The organism is Pseudarthrobacter sp. S6 (genome assembly GCF_050156575.1).
In the GTDB taxonomy this organism is placed as follows: Bacteria; Actinomycetota; Actinomycetes; order Actinomycetales; family Micrococcaceae; genus Arthrobacter.
On sequence record NZ_CP189581.1, the window covers coordinates 2045752 to 2062461 of the forward strand.

Consider the following 16710-nt stretch of genomic DNA (forward strand, 5'->3'; position numbering starts at 1 on the left):
CGGGGACGGGAGAACGTACTGAGCGCAGAAGTCATACGGCGCTCGACTGCCTTCCCGCACTCTTTTCCTCGAATCTGCGTTTCGTGTTGCGAAGGACGCCGACGACGCTGACCTCTTTAGATGTTCCTTGAGCACGTTCCGCAGCGCTCGAGCAAAGGCTGGTCAAGGAGGCCCTGCGCGTGCGCCCTGTCCGGCTGGTGGTGGGCGAGGTCCGGGAGGCCGAGAGGCTGGACATGCTGATCGCCCTGAATTCCGGGCTGCCCAGTATGCATCATGCGCAACGAGCCAACAGCTAGAGAGTAGACATCTGCCGTAGCTCTTGGCAATCAACGTGCAGAGGTATTTCCTTCCACGAACTGTTGTGGCCAGGGGCATATGCGGCGTGGTGTTCTTAGTCCGTGGGACTCCGCCGTATACCTCTTCGCAGAGTAGGTGGATCAGCATCTTGAACCGTGTCGTCCGCTCGACCAGAGTGCCGATTTCCTTGCCACCGCTGGGAAGCGGATCGACGGGCGCCGATGGCCGTAATTTATGTGGCCGGAGGTGGCAGCGGCCTTCTCCGGCCTGACGCCACATATTGCGAATACAATCCGGTCGGGCGTTTTTGATTTACAGTGCAGTCATGAGGATTACCAGAACCGTCCAGTGGACTCTGCTCGCCGACCGTACAAAAGCACTGCAGGCCTTGTCGCCAGCTGTCGAAAAGGCCAAGTTCACGCTGCAGTCCTCAAACCCGGATAAGGTGATCATCGATGTTCCCCGGGCGATCCTGCGGGACCGGTGGGCAGCCGAGATCACTGGGACGATTTTTGCTGACGGCGACACGACGCGCATCGACTGGCGGGTCGAGGCAATGGGGGACAGACATTATGAGCACCTGGCCAAAATTTCCAAGGGACTCCCTGCCGGCCTGCACTATGACCACGGCATCAAAGACCTCATGCTGCAGACTCCGGGCTTTATCTTTGCCGCCGTTGAAATCGGCCATTTGCCGAACCTCATTGAGCACGGGGAAACAGTGCTTGCCATGGGTGTCGGGAAAATCGCGGACAAGAAATCACTTGCCGCGGTCACTAACCGCCGGGTGATGTTTTTGGAAATGGGAGTGGCCACCTACCGGGATTCCCTGACGACGTTCGATTTCGAAGTTATCCAGGCGGTGGACCTCGCCAAGTCCACTTCCGGGGAGTCACTGACAATCACGTACAACGGGATGACCTCCGTTATGACAAGGATTGCGCATGGCAGCGGGGACGCCCTGGCACTGGCGATCCGTACAGCGAAGGCTGCTTCAGCAGCAGCGGCGGTGCAGCCGGCGGCAGCACCGCCGCAGCAGGATCTGATCGGCCAGCTGGAGCGCCTCGCGGCCCTTCGTACTCAGGGAATCCTTACCGAGGAGGAATTCCAGACGCAGAAGATCAGCCTCCTCGCGTAAGACTCAGGCGTGCCGCCAGGCACGCCCAAGCTTTGGCCGGTCATCGCGCTCAAAAGTTGGTCTGCCCGGAAATGGTTCAGGGGCTATACAGGAATCGCAAAGCGCTAAGCAGAGGTGCTAGCTCGATCCGATTTCCGGGAGGCCGTCCTGGCTCTTTAACGGCTCAGGGATGGAGTGGCCATAAGATCAGTCTTCATGGTTGTGGGCGCTTAGGCGTTCACGTGCGCCTCCCTATGACCACACCCAACCGAGGCGTCTCCGCAACCGACGTCTAGCAGCCTTGGGTGGCGACTCAAGAGTTACCTGGTCCAGGTCTATGGGCATCGCGCAGAAGAGTCCCGCGAGGCGAAGCAGTAAGGCCGATTGTTGGGCAGTGAAATCTAGCATAAATCCGTGAGCGGCAAGGTTGCGCAGGTTCATACCGGGCGACAAAAGCGTCACTCGAAGTGCGCGAACCCAGTCGGGATCCAAGTCACGTTTAGCAAGCGCTTCAACGTAGAAGCCCAACGCGGGAAACTGACCCGGCGAGTCGCCTCGCTCAGTTCGATATAGCGGCTCATCAAGAGTAAGTAACAAACTGCGTGCTGCACTTTCAATAAGCTGAATTGATAGCCGAGCCGAATCGGAGTAACTCTCAGCCCAATGTAAGGCGAGCGACCGTGAGAAATGATTAGCCTGCGCCGCGTCAGCCGAAAGGTCATCCACCATCCAGTCGGCAACTTTTTTGGCTGGCGGTGGAGAGAATCGGTCTCGAATAAATTCGAGTTCGAGAGCTAACAGGATCGCGGAGAGGCTCACGTCGAATGTCGCGGCTTGGGCAATCTCTTCACTCATAAAGTCTGCGTCCGTGCGCTCAGGAAGGCCGTGCGAACCGTAAACGGTCCTACTAGTGGCTGCTCTTATCGATCCGTTAGCAGCCTCCTTTGCGCTTTTAATGTGTGCTTCGTGGTCACCAGAGGGCGAACGGCCGGCGAGGAATACCATCAGCGCATAGTTCCAGTTCCGTGCACGGCGGTATCTTCTAAGATGGGCACGGAAAGCGTTTTTGGAGAAGGTCTCCTTGGACGCTACAGTCTCCCATCCCATCGAGTCGCGGTCCACGGACTGCATGACCAATGTTGCAGCATCTTTCAGGTCGGCTATGCCATAGTCGGTAGCCAAGCTTGCTGCGGTCTGCGCGTGATGCATCCTGCGCATCCCATGGTCTTCGGACGTAGCCAACGATAGGTATTGCTCTACGTGCCAGCGCCTGGCGAGTTCGAGTTCCCGTGCGGTTTCCGAGATGCGTGCGAGTGTCTTTGCAATCTCGGCGATTAAACCGGGGGAGAGAGTTCTCCTAGTGAGAGAAGCCGAGTGCGCACCAAATCGCGTTCCCCGGGCTCAAAAGTCCCGCCACGAGGCGGCACTGAAAGTGCGGCCAAGAGGGTCAGGGCTGGACCGCTCGTTGCCGGGTCGTTACCGAGGACTTCGCACCGACGGTGCATCGCCACTCGCACGGTGAGTTCCTCATTCATTCCCCGAGCGCGGGCAATGCTGTTCGCCCTTGCAAGCGAAAGCGCAGCCCGCAGAGGGTTAGTACCGGCAAGGTCAGAAACCATCAAATACAGAGCAACCGTGGACGCTGCGTGTTCAGGTTTCGGTCTAACGCGTGCCGTGAGGAGAATGTCGGCAAGTTGGGCGCGAACCCCAAGGCTCTGCAGGGTATCAAGTACCTGGGCCCACAACCTCCATGCGGTTGGGGGCGTCTCCGACATTGGACGAGTGGCAGTCAGCGAAAGCCCTGACTCGACAAGTTTGACCTCACCCGCGCTCCCGTAGTTCTCTTGCAATTCATAGGTGAAAAGGAAGTCTGTCTCTACTCGCAGACCTTCATCCAAAGATCTGTACTCCTCGTCGCGCATGAGGCGTTCCCAAGTCTCTATTGGATCATCCTTGGGAATGGCAACCTTATCGATCAGATCAGCAATCACCTGGACATTGGAGGGGTCAAAATCATAAGCCAAGGTGTCTCTTCTCGACAGCTTCCGGGGGGATTATTGGTGACGCATGTATTCTTCTAACGTCCGACCGTAGCTTAACCTCGCATGCGCTCGTGGTAGCACCGGCGGTGAAGAACACCCCAATGTTCGGTCTGCCCGGCATGTACACGGTCCGCGCACATTGGATTCCGGATATGACCGGTCTTGAGGGCCAGCGTGACGGTCGACTTTCCCCTTGCTGCCTATAGATTCTGACTCAGATGAGCCAAAGGGAGGCCTTAGGAATCAGCTCAACGGTTCCGCCGCACGGCTTGGGCGTGTCGCTAACGAATCTTTCTTGGATGGCGCCCATGCGAGGCAGTTCGAAGCTTGAATGTAGTAGGTCGTAGGCCATGGCGCTCCGGGCCTGACTTGGGATGGATCCGGGGAAATTAGCAGAACTGAGCCTGGCCAGAGTGGATCGGGCAGCGCTTCAATCCAGGCGCGCTGAACATGGTCGAAACGGTTCCACCGGATCGTTATCCAGGATCCCGTGGGTTCGAGGGAATCGACGCTAAGAACTGTGACCTCTGCTGTGGTGCGGTGCGCCAGCTTTGCTTCGTCGAAGCGATTCCACTTTTCGTTTGCGGCTGCTGTCCAAAAACGACGCCGGCGCAGGCGGGCCAACCAGACGGCGCCGGCAGTAGTGATGGCCAGGAGGGCTGCAAGCGCTGTCGCTTGGAGCAGCATGGTTGGAGGCCAGCTGTTGGCCATAGTTCCCAGAAGGTATGTGACACACATCGAGAGGGCCACGCTAGTCAGGACCAGCGCAGGTGTCGCAAGCTTTGGCTTCAGGACTGGGTTTGCATCCATGGACTACCTTCTCGTCCAGTCTAGATTTGCCAGCCGACATTGATAAGCCGGTTGTCCCACGAAATCGGGTCATCAAGCAACTTCGATGCCTGCCGGTAACTGGCAGACGGTAGAGCGGCTTGGTCAATAAGGCGGGCGATTCTTGCACGCTGCTCCTGTTGTTCCCAGTCGTATGCGTCAGGAACTGGTCCCAGGGGGAGGGGCGAGTCAGCGATACCCCATCGGTCCCTGTGGATGGCGACACGCTGAATGACGTTCGTCGCGTGCTCTGGAAGTCTATTTGGACCTAAGGCCTCCAGTAGCGCACGTTTCCATTCGGTGTCACGCATCGTGGCGTCGCGGGCTACACGGGTCATCCGCTGCTGGACCCGGTCCTGAATCTGGTTGATCATGTCGGCCACATCAGGACGAGACGTGCGGACCGGTGCAGCCAGGGGATCAATTCCAGCTGCGGGCATCCCGGACAGGAACTGACGGAGCCGGGAGTGGACGACAGCCGCCATATCTCGAGCCGCCGCGTCTGTTTGCAGGGCAGTTACGACAACACGTTGCGTGCTTGGACGGCTAACGCCAGTGGCCTGGCGCCACGCTGCGACAGTCGCGCCCCACGATGGTGATTGCTGGAGTTCAGGGGCCCTGCCAGGCGAGTGAACATCGAGGAACTTCAACAGGTCCTCGGCGGCTGCGATTTGTGCGAGGTAGTCGTATTCCGCGCTGAGCTGCCCCAGACTGTCGGCCTTAGACTGCTCGGCGTCGCGGACTTCTTGGGCCGTACGTTCGGCTCCCTCGGCGGCAAGGACCTCACCAAGTATCTGGCGCCACGAGGCTTGCGCGGCAGGATCCATAGGCTCGTCGTCCGAAGGATCGTTTTCGCTGACATACGCGTGGTTTCCCGATCGTCCGCGGGTCATGCTCACGTACAGCAGTTCACGGGTGAGTCGGCCCTGGGTGACGACGGTGTGTCCGGTGTCCACAGTGATGCCCTGCGAACGGTGGGCTGTCGTCGCATATCCCAGCTCCACCGAGGACTCAACATACTCCCGGCCAAGAACGATCGTTGCGCCGGTGTCCCGGCGAACCGCGGTCAGCGAGCCGTCGCGCCTGCCTGTACGGACGACGTCGAGCAGGGTCCCGTTCCGGATGAAGTCACCGCTGCTGTCGGTGATGCTTCGATCATTGAGGCGGGCAATGACGGTGTCGCCAGCGCCGGCCCGCGACCCGTCGCTCAGCGGCTCCGTGTGTTCCGCATCCACGGAACCTTGGATGACGCGGTCGGCCTGGGCCCGCTGGTTGAGCATACTGACACTGTTGTTGTCGGCCGCGATGAGAATGGACGACTTGCCTTCTTGGAGGTCCGACTGCCAGCACAGATAGGCTTCGCCGACCATATCGACGTACGAGCCGTGTTGGATACGTTGGTGCCGGTCATAGTCAGCGACGGCCGCGAAGTCACCAGCCCGAAGCTTGAGCGATGCGTCCTGCTCCCACTTCTGTTCGAACCGCCAAATGGTTCTCAGCCGCACCGTCTTGCCCTGCCGGTCGAGCCAGCCGAGCACACCGCCGGCGTCAATGGCATCCAATTGCCCGGGGTCGCCCACTAGCAGCACCTTGGCCCCGGCGTCCCGGGCCTGCTGTACCAGCGCAGCCAGCTGAAGGGTGGACACCATGGAGGCCTCGTCGACGACGACCAACTGGTTGGGATGGAACCTCCACCTGTCCTGTTCGGCGGCGAGCCGGGCGGCCCTCTGAGCGAGCTGAAGGGACAGCGGTCCGGGAGTAGCACCGACGGTGAGCTGTTGCTCCGTGTCGAAGAATTGTGCAGCTCGATGGCCGGCTCCCTGGCCGACCGACTCGTAGAGCCACTTGGCGACGTTTTCCGTGGCCAGTGCCAGCTCTCGCCCGAGGACCTCGGCGCTCGCCGCGGCCGGCGCCAGCCCGACGACGGTACCGACCCCGAATTCCGATTCCCAGGCAGCCTTGACCGCGCCGAGAGTGGTGGTCTTGCCGGTTCCAGCGGGACCGACGACGGCATCAAGCCGGTTGCCGCTGAGCAGCACCTGGGCCGCCGCCGCGTGCTGGTCGCCGTGGAGCTCGAGCCGACCACGGTGCTTGTAACCGGCGAGCGATTCCATGGCGACGGCCGCGCTCACTGCCGGACCGCCGTCGTCGTTCCTTGCCGCCATCACGACATCCTCATTGGCGAGGGTGGCCGTGTCTGTGTAGAGGCGGGAGCCGTGGAAGTCGAAGATGCTGCGGTTTGCGAAGCGGAGGTCGGGCTGCGCGTTGACGGGAACGGCGTAACGGTACTTGTTGAGCGGGACGGACTGGTTTTCTGCGGCAGTGGCAACGGCATCGATCATGGTGTTGCGGTCCGCCGGTGTGTTGCAGCGGATGTCGGCGCAGACCCGTTCGGCTTCCGCGAGGAGGTTCCAACGGTTCCAGGTGGCGCGTTTCGTCGCGACGCGCTCGCGGGCCAGGGAGCCGACAGCGTCGATCCAGTCGGCCGTGAAGTCACCGGTGCGGAAAGGGGCTGCGTGGGAGCGTCGCACGGTGTTCGCGAGGACGAGGTTGGGCTCGAAGCCTTTGGCCGCTGCGCGGGCCCGCCACTGTGCGGAGAGCTGATGGAGTGGCGCGGCGGTTTCCGGTTTGGCACTGCGGGTGGAAAGGGTTGCCTGCTGGCGGAGTTTGATGATGGTTGTCGCGGTGGGCGGAGTGCCATGGCTGGCGGTCCATTCGGTGACCAGGCGGTCGGTTTCCAGATCGATGAGGCGGGAGCGGTTGGAGAATTCGCGGATCAGCACCTGGTCGACGCCGGTGAGTTGCTGGCTGGGGTTGTGCGTGTCCGTGATCGCTTCTCGGATGTCGGCGTCGGTGCCGAGATTCCGGTGGAGTGCGTCGAAGAGCAGACCGTTGTAGTGCTCGCTGGCAGCGACCGCGGCTTTGTAGAGCGTCCGCGAATCCAGTGTGACCCAAGCGCCGTCGGTGATGCGCTGGACGCGGTTGGCGATGACAAGATGGGTGTGGAGCTGAGGATCCCCGGCACGGGACTCCCAATGGTCGAAGCAGGCAGCAATGGCGCCCCGGGTACCGAGGTGGGCGACGCCGTCTCGGCCCGCCCGCGTGTGGATGACTGACTCTTCGAGCCACTGCAGCGTGGCGCCGACGGCGTCGTGGTGGGTCTGGAGAATTTGATCCTGGAGAGCGCGGGGGCTCAGGGCCCAGAGGACGGACACGGATTTGGGGACACTAAAGGTGAGGTCGAAGCCGACGACGGCGTGGCGCGTTTCGGTCCGGCCCTGGCTGTTCTGGACGACTGTGGGTTGGCCATGCGGACGCCCCAAGGGACTGCCGGTATCTGGGTGGACCGCGTGGTCGAATAGGGCTTTGGCGTCGGATTCTGTGACTACCTCTCCGATGGTCCTGTTGATGCCTTGCAGGCCGGAACCCCGCCAGCGTCCCTGCGGCGTGCCCGCCTTCATGTAGTACGTGGTTGCATCGGCGGGAGTGACCGTCAGATCGTCCAACATGGTGGTCTTGAAAAGGTACTTCACGCCCGACTGCGCGGAAAGCCGGGCGATGGACATGGTCATTGCTTCGATGCTTCCCGATGGCGGCTGGAGGATGTCCACCCTCGCCGGCGGAATATGGCTTTCGTGGTGTCGTCTATCTCGAGGCCGGTGGTCTGGGACAGAGCCAGCAGCCTGCCGGCCAGGCGGACCAGGTCCTGTGCGTCAGTTCTCTGGGCGGCCTGCAGGCTGGCGACTTCGACGCGAAGGCTCTTGATCAGGGCTCGTTCTTCCGAGCTCTCTGCTGCTAAGTGGTCGATGTCTGCGGCTTGGGATCGGAGCTGGACGCGGAGTGAATCGACGAGTTGGCTGCTCTTTGCGACGGCGGCAGACAAACGGTCCTCGGCGTTGTGGCTGGGTGCTGTTGGGGCCGAAGCTCCGGCGCGAGAATCCGACGTCGCGCGCGCTACAGGAGCGGGCGGCGCCCCCTTTGCCCTGTGCCGCCGTCGACGGTCACGCTGTCGGTTGGCGCAGCGCGTAGAGCAGAACCGCTGCGACCCGCGCGACGGCTCGAAGCGCTCGCCGCATTCCCCGCAAATCTTTCCGCTCACAGTCGTTCATCAACGCCGACGTACCCTGCGACATGACTTGCCGTGAGCACGCGCTCACGCCGACAGCCTTGGATGCCAGAGGTGTGAGGGTGGTGCGGTTTTGTGCTCTGGACATGTCCAGAGCACAAGCGTTCAATGGTTGTAGGCGAGTCTTGGCGGGCCCATATGTTCGGGCCGATTCGTCGAAGGGCGACGGGCATCGATACGAGCCAGCAGCCCAGATGATGGGATTCCAATGGGACATTATGCGGACTCTGAAAATTCGCCGGCGAGCAGCGCTGCGGAGGGCTTCCGATCGCTGAAACTGCCAAGCCGCCTTTCCTTGGACCGTCTGATCTCGATCATTGAGAAGGTCCGCGGACGGCGGATTGAAATCGACGTCTGTGAGTCTTTGAACAGCGGAACGGTCTGTGGGCTGTGGCTGTCCACGAACACTCGGGAGATCATCCTGCACGCGCCAACGCCGTCGGCGCTTCACCGCCAGCAATTTATCCTTCACGAACTCGGACATATGGTGCTCCGCCACGATGAGGCGGTGGTGTCCGCGAACTACGCCGAGACTCTGTTTCCCAATCTTTCCGGCGAGAAAGTCTCGCGCATCCTGGGGCGCAGTGACTTCCTGGATCACATCGAAGCCGCCGCCGAGACCCTGGCAGATCTCTTCGCCGCTGCAATCCGGGACAGCAGCATTGAGCCCCGGTCGTTTGAAAGGATTTTGGGGTGATCCGGGTCTTTGCCGCCGCCGTGATCTGGGGCCTGGTCCTGTGCCTCCTGCCAAGCATGAAGCGGCGCAGCGACCACAGCATAATGGTGGCTGCCGTGACTATTGCCACCGCACTTACGCTGAATGTCGACGTGTTCTACCTCGAGGGAGACCGGCTACTCGGCGGCCGCAATGTTCTGGACCTGGTGGCCAACATCTTCATGGTCGTCGGGATCTACTTCCTGTCCCGGGCGATCCTGCGGGCGGCCGATCCAGAAGAGACGATGGACCGGCGCAACAGGGCCGGATTTGTTCTCCTGGGAGTGGTCGTCGTCGGACTGATTCTCAGTTTCAGCCTGGTTGATGCCCCGTGGACGTCCACCTCTTTTATGAAGGACTTCGGCAGCCAGTGGGCAGCCGCCGCGTACTCAAGCATCCAGTTCCTCTACCTCGGAGCGGTGGTGACTGTCACCGGCTATACGTGCTTCAAGTTCCGTAGCGAGATGGCGAGGGCGTATTTCCGCCTCGCACTCACTTTCATCGGCATTGGGTGTTCCCTGGCCGTTGTGCTCGTTCTGGCGGTGCTGGGCATGGATGTCCTGCACCTGATGGGAGAGAAAGAGTCGATGGAACGGCTCTCGTACGTGTACGACGCCGCGGTATTCGGAGCCATGGCGTTTCTGTGCGTGGGCCTTGCCCTGCCACCCGTCGCGCGTGGCCTGGAGCGCAGGTCCGATTCCCGTACCGCAGACGTCCTCGTCGAACGTTTGGCTGAGCCCTGGGAACGAACCACCGCGGCCCGCGCCGGGGCTCGGCTCAACGTTCCGGCGGGACCCAGCGACCCGCGGGATGCGTCCAAGCAGCGTCTCCACCGGATGCTGGTTGAGATCCGTGACGCCATGTTGGTCGACCCCGAACTTGCCAAGTCACTAGGGGAGAGTGATATTCAAGTACTGGCTGAAGCGGAGGAGTATCTCGGAACCCGGGTTTCCACCCCCGGGCATTGGGGAGCCAGGACGCCAATCAAGGGGGAGGTGAAGTCATGACCGACAGCGACGGCGATCTCTCCGAAACGCCGCAAGCACGCCTCGCCCGAAAACTGAATCTCCTCCTGGATCTTTTTGAGGCCCAAGGGTCTTCGCCTTTGACCTATCCGCAGATCAGCCGGGACATGGAGGAGCGGGGAACGCCCTTGTCCCGCTCGCGGTGGGCGTATATGCGTAGCGGCGACGGTCCCATGGCGACGGACACGGCACTTCTGCAGAATCTTGCCGACTACTTTGGCGTCGACTCCCGGTATCTCCTGGACGACACCGGGGAAATCCCTGATCTGGTCGATGCCCAACTGCAGCTGTTGCGGACGCTGCGGGAAAATCGCGTCAGGAACTTTGCAGCCCGTCAGCTGCAGGCGATTTCCCCCGCCACGCTGCTGCGTTTACGCCAAGTAATCGACGACCGCATGAAAGAACCTCAGGACGACGGCGGTGCGTAAGGCAGTTGTGGGGGTGGTCATCGCAGGTGCTACGACGGGAGCCGCGGCGCTTCTCGCTGCTGTCTATTTCGTGCGTCAGATAGTGGTGCCCGCGTCGCGGCGCGTTGAGGATCTGCCGATTCTCAGGGTTTTCCGCGACAGCAACGATGCGTTGCTGATTGAACTGCCTGCATCGCCCCGGACTACGGTTCCGGGCCGCTACAGCATCTGGTTCGCCAATGGCGCAGGCCACGCCTGCATCGGAAAGATCGTTGCCACCGACGACGGCGCAGGGCCCGCCGCCGTCGGGACGGTGACGCGGCTGGTTGAACGGGTTGACTCGGGGGACCTGCTAAGCGCCAAGGCCGGGATCTGGAGCGGATACGTTTATCCGACGCCGGAGCCACTTGGGCTGCCTTACAAAGACGTGGGGATTCCAGTGGAGAACGGCATGGCGCCCGCCTGGCAGTTCCCACCCTCTGAAGCCTCCCCAGGAGATGCCGGGACGTGGGCTATCCACATCCATGGCCTGGGCGGCAAAAAATCCGGCGCGCTGCGCGGTGTACCCGTGGCCGGCCGGCTGGGATACACCTCTCTGGTGGTTTCATCCCGGAATGACGGGGAAGCGCCGGCGTCAGCGGATCGCCGCTACCACCTGGGACAGTCCGAGTGGCGCGACGTGGACGCAGCCGTGTCTTATGCCCTGGATCAGGGCGCTAGCCAGATTGTGTTGTTCGGGTGGTCCCTCGGCGGCGCGATTGCACTTCAGGTGACCCTCGAGTCGGAGTTCCGGGACCGCATCGTCGGGCTCGTTCTCGATGCGCCGGTCATTGACTGGACGAGCACGCTGATGGCCAACGCCCGATCCAGCATGCTTCCGAGCTGGATTGCGACCCTGGGGTTGCGGATTCTTGAGTCACCTCGACTGTGTTGGATCGCCGGGCTGGGAACAGCTTTGAATTTGAGGGCCTTGGATGGGGTGGCCCGAGCGGACGAACTCCGCCTTCCTGCCCTGGTGATCCACAGTGAAAGGGACCGGTCGACTCCCTTCGCGGTTTCCCGCCGGTTCGTGGACCGCCGTCGTGATTTGGCGACGCTGGTGACTTTTCCCTCTGTGGAGCACACGCAGGAGTGGAATGTCGATCCGGAGGGGTGGGACGCAGCGGTGTTTGGTTGGCTCCGAAACCGTGTGTCGTCAGGCTGACTGCCGGTTCCCCCGGGTAGATCAATCTCTCGATACGGATTCAGGATGCCTCAAGCCCGCGACTCCGATACGCGGTGTTCCTGTCCATCGTCCAGCCGGCGACTATTCCGCGACCGATCATTTGGTCGCTGAGCTTGGCCAGGTGGTAGCCGGGGTCGGCTTCGAGGGCGAGTTGCAGGAACTGGTGGGCCTTGCTGCCTCTGCCTTCCCACCAATTGATGAAGGCGATGGCGGTGAGGATGGGGGCGGAGTGGCTGGTGCTGCTGCGTGTGTAAGCGTGGAGCAGCAGCTGCTCTGCCCACTCGACCCGTGACCAGTGCGGCGTGCTTTTCGTCTGGGCCAGGAGGACATGGTCCATGGGTTCGTCGATTCCGGGGATGTCCGCCATGAGTTGATCCCGAATGGTGGGGAACTGGAGGTTTGCGATCAGGCTGACGATTTGCTCGTCGGTCGGGAAGGATTTTGCGTCGAGCATTTCCGTCCAGAGCGTCCGGGCCCTGTCCATGGCATCTCGGACGTTTAGGCTCTGCATCGATTTCACACAACTTTCGACGGCATCCGCGGTCTGGGTCTCTTTGGTCGAGGCCGGCAAGGTGATGCGGTTAGTTGGGGCGATGGTGCTGCCGCGGTAGACGAATTCGGCGTTGATCTGGCTGGACTGCGTCGATACTAGGGGCAGGGATGGTCCGGCGTTGGGATCGCCGTCGTATTGCGAAACTGTGTCGTCTCCTACGAGGAGCCCGTCACGGATAGACATTCCCCGCTCGGCCAGGGCCCCTGTCAGTGCCGCGATGGTTGCGGCGTGCGGCCGGGTATGTCCGGACTTGGCGGGCAGCGATGTGTATAGCGCGAAGACAACGCTGGCGGCCTTAGCGTCATGGGCTAAGTATCCGGCGATGGTTTGTGCGTAGCTGATCTCTGCTCCCGGTTTCGGCAGGTCAACGCGCAGCGTGGCACCGACGTGATTGTCGACAAGGGTGATGCAGACGAGGCTTTCGCGGGGCCAAAACCCCAGGGTGTGTCCGACAAAACTGAGAACGTCTGCGGGTGTTTTGATGGTGAGCGTTTCCATGGCCTTTCTCCTTTATCGGCTGGCAGGCACCGGTTGTGCTTGTCAGATTTCGGCGTCGTTCTGATAGAGGAGTCACCGCTGGGTATGAGGGGCCGGAGTGCAACTTGGGGAACCGAGCACGGTCCAAGATTTCGCGAGGAAATAAGCGACGGAGGAGCGCCGAACGAAATATTGGACTGCGATCGGCGCAGCGCGCCCTGGTTGCGCGGAGGGCCCGTCCAGCGATGATGGGGGATCAGAATGACAAACAGCGAAGATGCTTCTGGTCATTCATGGTCGGGCTTCGGCGGCGCGGCATGACGCCGATGGACTCGGGAAATTTTCGAAGGCAAGGACCACCAAGAAGTACCCCCGTTCCAAGGTCCGTATTTTTGAACCGAGGAGGACCAGTGTGCGTGGGTGTGTAGAAGTGCGTAGCGTTGCCGCAACTTTTATCGTTGCAAATCAAATCGACAAAGACGCTGATCCAGACGGACAATAATTCCAGGTGCAGTGGTATGTGAGTCCCAAAAGCCGGCAGCTGGTGATATTGATCGGCACGACGTAATCGACTGTCCTCGAATTTACAATGGACTCCAGCAAAGAATGGACAGGCGAGCGCCACATCGTCATGGCGTCCATCTGGGAATCCCGCTAGATCCAGGTGAATCCAAGACAATCCCCACGCTGTGCCTTGCTCGGGTCACACCAACATAAAACTTGGCTTGTGTGTCAGGTGCCATGCTTTTTTGTGATTTGACGAATTCGCCGATGCCTGATGTCGGGAAAATAAGAACACGATTGAAAGTTAGTCCTTTGACCTCGCCGAAGTTCTTCGCGGGTAGGCCAAGGGTCGGGGTTTTGGCCCAGTATCGCAATGCTCGCACGTCATGCGTTGCGGCATAGAGCGCCACATCATCTGGGTGAACGATGAAGATTCCGTCATGGTCTGTGACCATTGCTTGGCGCGATTCTGTTGGGCTGAAGCCCCGGCCTTCGTATATGAAGTCTCCGTAGGCACAAATCTTTTGATTGCAACGATAGCTGTGAGCCAGTGCCTCGATCCTTGCCAGCTTCTTCTTTTCCAGTTGCTCAAACCAGACACCGACGTTGGACTTTTTCAGCTTTTTGTTGGCTCTGGCATTTGTCGTAGAGAACGTGCCCTGACGGGGGTCACCGACCATCGTCACCCTAGATCCGTCGTCAAGTAGCTTTTCAATGAACTCGAAGTCGCGAGCAGACATGTCTTGGACTTCATCGATGAAAATGTGATCAAAAACCGCAATGATCCGTTCGAACACTTCACCGTCTGATGTTTCATCGAGTAAAAGGGCGAGCTCTGAGGCAAAATCTCTGTAGACGGCACCTCGATGATCAACGTAATACTTGTAGACATCGACCTTCTTTGGGAATCCAGGTCGCCTTTCGAAGTGAAGTCCTTGAATGTAGTTGGCTTTGAACGTCGGATGTTGGAACGGTTTGATCCCGTGTTTGAGAATAAAACTGAACCAGCCAAGCAAGGTGATGTTCGGCGGGACCGCGCCAACTTTTTCGATAATCCGCTGACGGATCTCGTTGAGATTGTCAATCGTGTATGTGGTTATGAGTACACGCTCGGTGGCGGGCTTGGCCAAGGCTTCCTTTACTACCTCTTCGGTCTTGCCCGAACCAGCGGCGGCAACGATGACCCTACCTGACATGGTCGATCGCGCCATGGATGAAGGTTGGGAAGGCAATTGGTTCGGACGTGAGCAAGAGCGCCAGGGCAGAGTCCGTCTTGGATACAGTCATGTAGTCGATCATGGCTTGGTTGTTCGTAAGTGACGTACCGAAAACTGTGTTCAAACATGCAAGGCCTGCTGCCGCGACAAGCTGCGGCTCCAACGTCCGGCCGTTTTCTACGGCGCCAACAAAGCCTTTAACGTTGCCGTCTGCTTTTTCAAAGTCTTGGAAGCGTCTTCGCGCCTTTTCCTGGTCTGTGTCGGAGTCAAGGTCGGTGATCACGGCAATCTTCCTTCCGAGCTTCTCTCCGAGCTCAAGAAAGCGCTTGAATGTGAGCTGCACACTGATGATGTCGATTCCATCATCTATCGGCGGATGGCCGAAGCGCTGCTCGTAGGCCTTTTGGACAATGAGTTCATCGGAGGGGCCTTCTACGAGAATGGTCGCTCGGGCAAGGAGGAGCCTGAGAGTGTCGTAGCCGGCGAGTTTCAGGAAGTGGTCGCGAGTTTCGTCGGATAGATCATTGAAGCGAGTGTGTGATCCATCTGCCAGCAGGGTCAGTTTATCTAGCCCCAACTTGTTCAGTACCAACGAGCTGTGAGTGGTGAGTATTAGCTGCTGATTCTTCCCACGCTTCTGGATGCGTTTAAGCAACTCATTCAAGTTTCCAAAGGAAAGATGGTTCTCTGGTTCCTCGACGAGCACGACGTGTTTATCTTTGGCGTGCTTGTCTAAAGCAAGGAGCATCTTGAATGCGGATTGCTCGCCTTGGCCCACTGCGTGAAAAGGAATCTCGTCAAAATGGGGGATGACATCTGTCTCCCAAGATGCGCGGGCCGACGTGTCGAGTCCGAGCGTAACTGTCCTTTTCCGTAGGGTGTTATCTGACTCCGAGAGGACACCGTTCGCGGCGGTTACTGCATCGGATTTTGAGAGGTTCTCGCGGTACGTCCGGTAGGACAGTGCCAGTCCAGCACGTTCTTTGTCGGAGAGATTCGCAGAGATGATGTGACGCAGGTAGTAGTCGACACCGGAGTAGAGTCGGACACCGCTCGTACCAATCATGGCAGTTTTGACCGGCTGGTTCCGGAGTGGTGCGCGCTCACCCGAGAAGTCGCGCCGCTCGACTTTATAGTACTCAACCGGTAAGGAGACGAGTTCCAGGTCTGAGGCAAGAATTTCCTGCAACTCCGGGGCATAGTCGGGATCAAATGTTATCAGTAGCTGGAACCCAGATGATCTTTCGCCTAATAAGTTGTTCCTGCCGACGAGGGTGGCTAGGTCTGGACTATCTTGAAAGTAGGCTTCGACGACTATCTCCGGGAGTGGGGCACCTGGGTCGGTTTTAGCGGCGTCGAGGTAGGCGCGAACACATTGCTGGGAGAACCAATGTGGGGCTATCTCTTGTTCAATAGCTCTGCCACCGACCTTGCCTGTGAGCACCATCTCGATTGCCTGCAGGATCGTGGATTTCCCAGTGTCGTTATCGCCAACGAGGATGTTGACGTCGTTGTTGAGCGGAAGGTCTAAGCACTTCCATTTTTTGAAGTTACGGATGAGTAGTTTGCTTATCATTATTCCCCTTAATTGCGGCGGAAGCCACGAATTAATCAAGGGGTAAAGCGCGCCAATGGCACGGCGACGACGTTCGTTCGCCTATCTGACTCGTAGTCGTCTGCTTTCCCCAACTCCCGTCATGCTACGACCAGAAAGTTGAGCGGACGTTTACGCCACGAGTTGTAGGTCGAACCGATATGAAGTGTTGCCGTTTCCTAAGTCAGCTATGGAGACAGCCTGAAGATGAGGTACTCGCTCTTTCTGGGTGTGACCTTTGGGGCGAAGATGTCCCCGGAGGGGAGTTCCTTGGTCCACAGCAGCTCGTGGTCCCACCGGAGCAACTTGCTGCCACTGTCAGGGTCGGGTGTTGATGAGACGCGTTCATCGTTCGGGAGACGGGATCTCACCGCACTGGTTTGGCATTGACCGACCCGTGCGGAACCAGTAGGTTCCCTGACTGCAACCTGTGAGGTGCTCGATTGCCAGGTTGGTGATTTGCTGACAATCGTGCGCACCCCTCGACCGTTCATTCCGCCTGGGGCACCTTCCAGGTTCCGTCGCCCGCCAGCCGGTATCTGCCTGCGGCGTCAGAGATCTAAACAGGGGTGGGTGCGCCTCG

General features: G+C 59.8%; 13 protein-coding genes and 1 pseudogene. 6 read left to right on the forward strand and 8 right to left on the reverse strand.

Annotated elements, in window-relative coordinates; all coding sequences use genetic code 11:
- Window positions 1-152: 152 nt before the first annotated feature.
- Together ACQCS0_RS09830 and ACQCS0_RS09835 are read left to right on the forward strand one after the other, a co-directional pair.
- Window positions 153-269, forward strand: a pseudogene (locus ACQCS0_RS09830) (ATPase, T2SS/T4P/T4SS family); the annotation flags it as partial.
- 353 nt (window positions 270-622) lie between these two features.
- On the forward strand, window positions 623-1435 hold the full coding sequence (locus ACQCS0_RS09835; protein WP_426939743.1) for a PH domain-containing protein: 813 nt from the start codon (window positions 623-625) through the stop codon (window positions 1433-1435).
- A gap of 231 nt (window positions 1436-1666) precedes the next feature.
- Here the strand turns inward: ACQCS0_RS09835 and ACQCS0_RS09840 are convergent, their stop codons facing one another.
- The 4 genes from ACQCS0_RS09840 to ACQCS0_RS09855 all read right to left on the reverse strand — a co-directional run bounded on the left by ACQCS0_RS09840 (window position 1667) and on the right by ACQCS0_RS09855 (window position 8167).
- Entirely contained in the window at window positions 1667-2623 is a 957-nt protein-coding gene (locus ACQCS0_RS09840; protein ID WP_426939744.1) for a hypothetical protein, read from the reverse strand.
- Window positions 2624-2748: 125 nt separating this feature from the next.
- Window positions 2749-3438, reverse strand: coding sequence for a hypothetical protein (locus tag ACQCS0_RS09845; RefSeq protein ID WP_426939745.1), 690 nt, complete (start codon window positions 3436-3438; stop codon window positions 2749-2751).
- A gap of 848 nt (window positions 3439-4286) precedes the next feature.
- Window positions 4287-7856 (reverse strand): MobF family relaxase, encoded by a 3570-nt coding sequence (gene mobF, locus ACQCS0_RS09850; protein WP_426939746.1) that lies wholly within the window; start codon window positions 7854-7856, stop codon window positions 4287-4289.
- Window positions 7853-8167 carry a hypothetical protein gene (locus ACQCS0_RS09855; protein ID WP_426939747.1) on the reverse strand — a complete coding sequence of 105 codons (315 nt, stop codon included), beginning with the start codon at window positions 8165-8167 and terminating at the stop codon, window positions 7853-7855. Before ACQCS0_RS09855 ends, mobF begins: the two co-directional genes overlap by 4 nt.
- A 538-nt stretch (window positions 8168-8705) precedes the next feature.
- Between ACQCS0_RS09855 and ACQCS0_RS09860 the strand changes: the two genes are divergently transcribed.
- Genes ACQCS0_RS09860 through ACQCS0_RS09875 form a run of 4 tightly spaced genes read left to right on the forward strand, consistent with a single transcriptional unit; the run spans window position 8706 to window position 11761 of the window.
- On the forward strand, window positions 8706-9107 hold the full coding sequence (locus tag ACQCS0_RS09860) for a hypothetical protein (RefSeq protein WP_426939748.1): 402 nt from the start codon (window positions 8706-8708) through the stop codon (window positions 9105-9107).
- On the forward strand, window positions 9104-10132 hold the full coding sequence (locus ACQCS0_RS09865; protein WP_426939749.1) for an MAB_1171c family putative transporter: 1029 nt from the start codon (window positions 9104-9106) through the stop codon (window positions 10130-10132). The genes ACQCS0_RS09860 and ACQCS0_RS09865 overlap by 4 nt, the downstream gene beginning before the upstream one ends.
- On the forward strand, window positions 10129-10578 hold the full coding sequence (locus tag ACQCS0_RS09870) for a hypothetical protein (protein WP_426939750.1): 450 nt from the start codon (window positions 10129-10131) through the stop codon (window positions 10576-10578). Before ACQCS0_RS09865 ends, ACQCS0_RS09870 begins: the two co-directional genes overlap by 4 nt.
- A complete protein-coding gene (locus ACQCS0_RS09875; RefSeq protein WP_426939751.1) occupies window positions 10571-11761 on the forward strand; it encodes an alpha/beta hydrolase in 1191 nt (396 codons plus the stop codon). Before ACQCS0_RS09870 ends, ACQCS0_RS09875 begins: the two co-directional genes overlap by 8 nt.
- Window positions 11762-11801: 40 nt before the next feature.
- Here the strand turns inward: ACQCS0_RS09875 and ACQCS0_RS09880 are convergent, their stop codons facing one another.
- From ACQCS0_RS09880 to ACQCS0_RS09895, 4 genes are all read right to left on the reverse strand, one after another.
- A complete protein-coding gene (locus tag ACQCS0_RS09880; RefSeq protein WP_426939752.1) occupies window positions 11802-12833 on the reverse strand; it encodes a DUF4192 domain-containing protein in 1032 nt (343 codons plus the stop codon).
- A gap of 608 nt (window positions 12834-13441) precedes the next feature.
- On the reverse strand, window positions 13442-14527 hold the full coding sequence (locus tag ACQCS0_RS09885) for a UvrD-helicase domain-containing protein (RefSeq protein WP_426939753.1): 1086 nt from the start codon (window positions 14525-14527) through the stop codon (window positions 13442-13444).
- Complete coding sequence (locus ACQCS0_RS09890; RefSeq protein ID WP_426939754.1) at window positions 14502-16109, reverse strand: ATP-dependent nuclease; 1608 nt, start codon at window positions 16107-16109, stop codon at window positions 14502-14504. Before ACQCS0_RS09890 ends, ACQCS0_RS09885 begins: the two co-directional genes overlap by 26 nt.
- Before the next feature lie 206 nt (window positions 16110-16315).
- Window positions 16316-16621 (reverse strand): DUF6994 family protein, encoded by a 306-nt coding sequence (locus ACQCS0_RS09895; RefSeq protein WP_426939755.1) that lies wholly within the window; start codon window positions 16619-16621, stop codon window positions 16316-16318.
- Window positions 16622-16710: the final 89 nt, after the last annotated feature.

Coding starts and splice junctions, on each gene's coding strand:
- ACQCS0_RS09835 (WP_426939743.1), top strand. CDS start 623: ATGAGGATTACCAGAACCGTCCAGTGGACTCTGCTCGCCGACCGTACA.
- ACQCS0_RS09895 (WP_426939755.1), bottom strand. CDS start 16,621: ATGAACGGTCGAGGGGTGCGCACGATTGTCAGCAAATCACCAACCTGG.
- ACQCS0_RS09885 (WP_426939753.1), bottom strand. CDS start 14,527: ATGGCGCGATCGACCATGTCAGGTAGGGTCATCGTTGCCGCCGCTGGT.
- mobF (WP_426939746.1), bottom strand. CDS start 7,856: ATGACCATGTCCATCGCCCGGCTTTCCGCGCAGTCGGGCGTGAAGTAC.
- ACQCS0_RS09880 (WP_426939752.1), bottom strand. CDS start 12,833: ATGGAAACGCTCACCATCAAAACACCCGCAGACGTTCTCAGTTTTGTC.
- ACQCS0_RS09840 (WP_426939744.1), bottom strand. CDS start 2,623: ATGCATCACGCGCAGACCGCAGCAAGCTTGGCTACCGACTATGGCATA.
- ACQCS0_RS09870 (WP_426939750.1), top strand. CDS start 10,129: ATGACCGACAGCGACGGCGATCTCTCCGAAACGCCGCAAGCACGCCTC.
- ACQCS0_RS09890 (WP_426939754.1), bottom strand. CDS start 16,109: ATGATAAGCAAACTACTCATCCGTAACTTCAAAAAATGGAAGTGCTTA.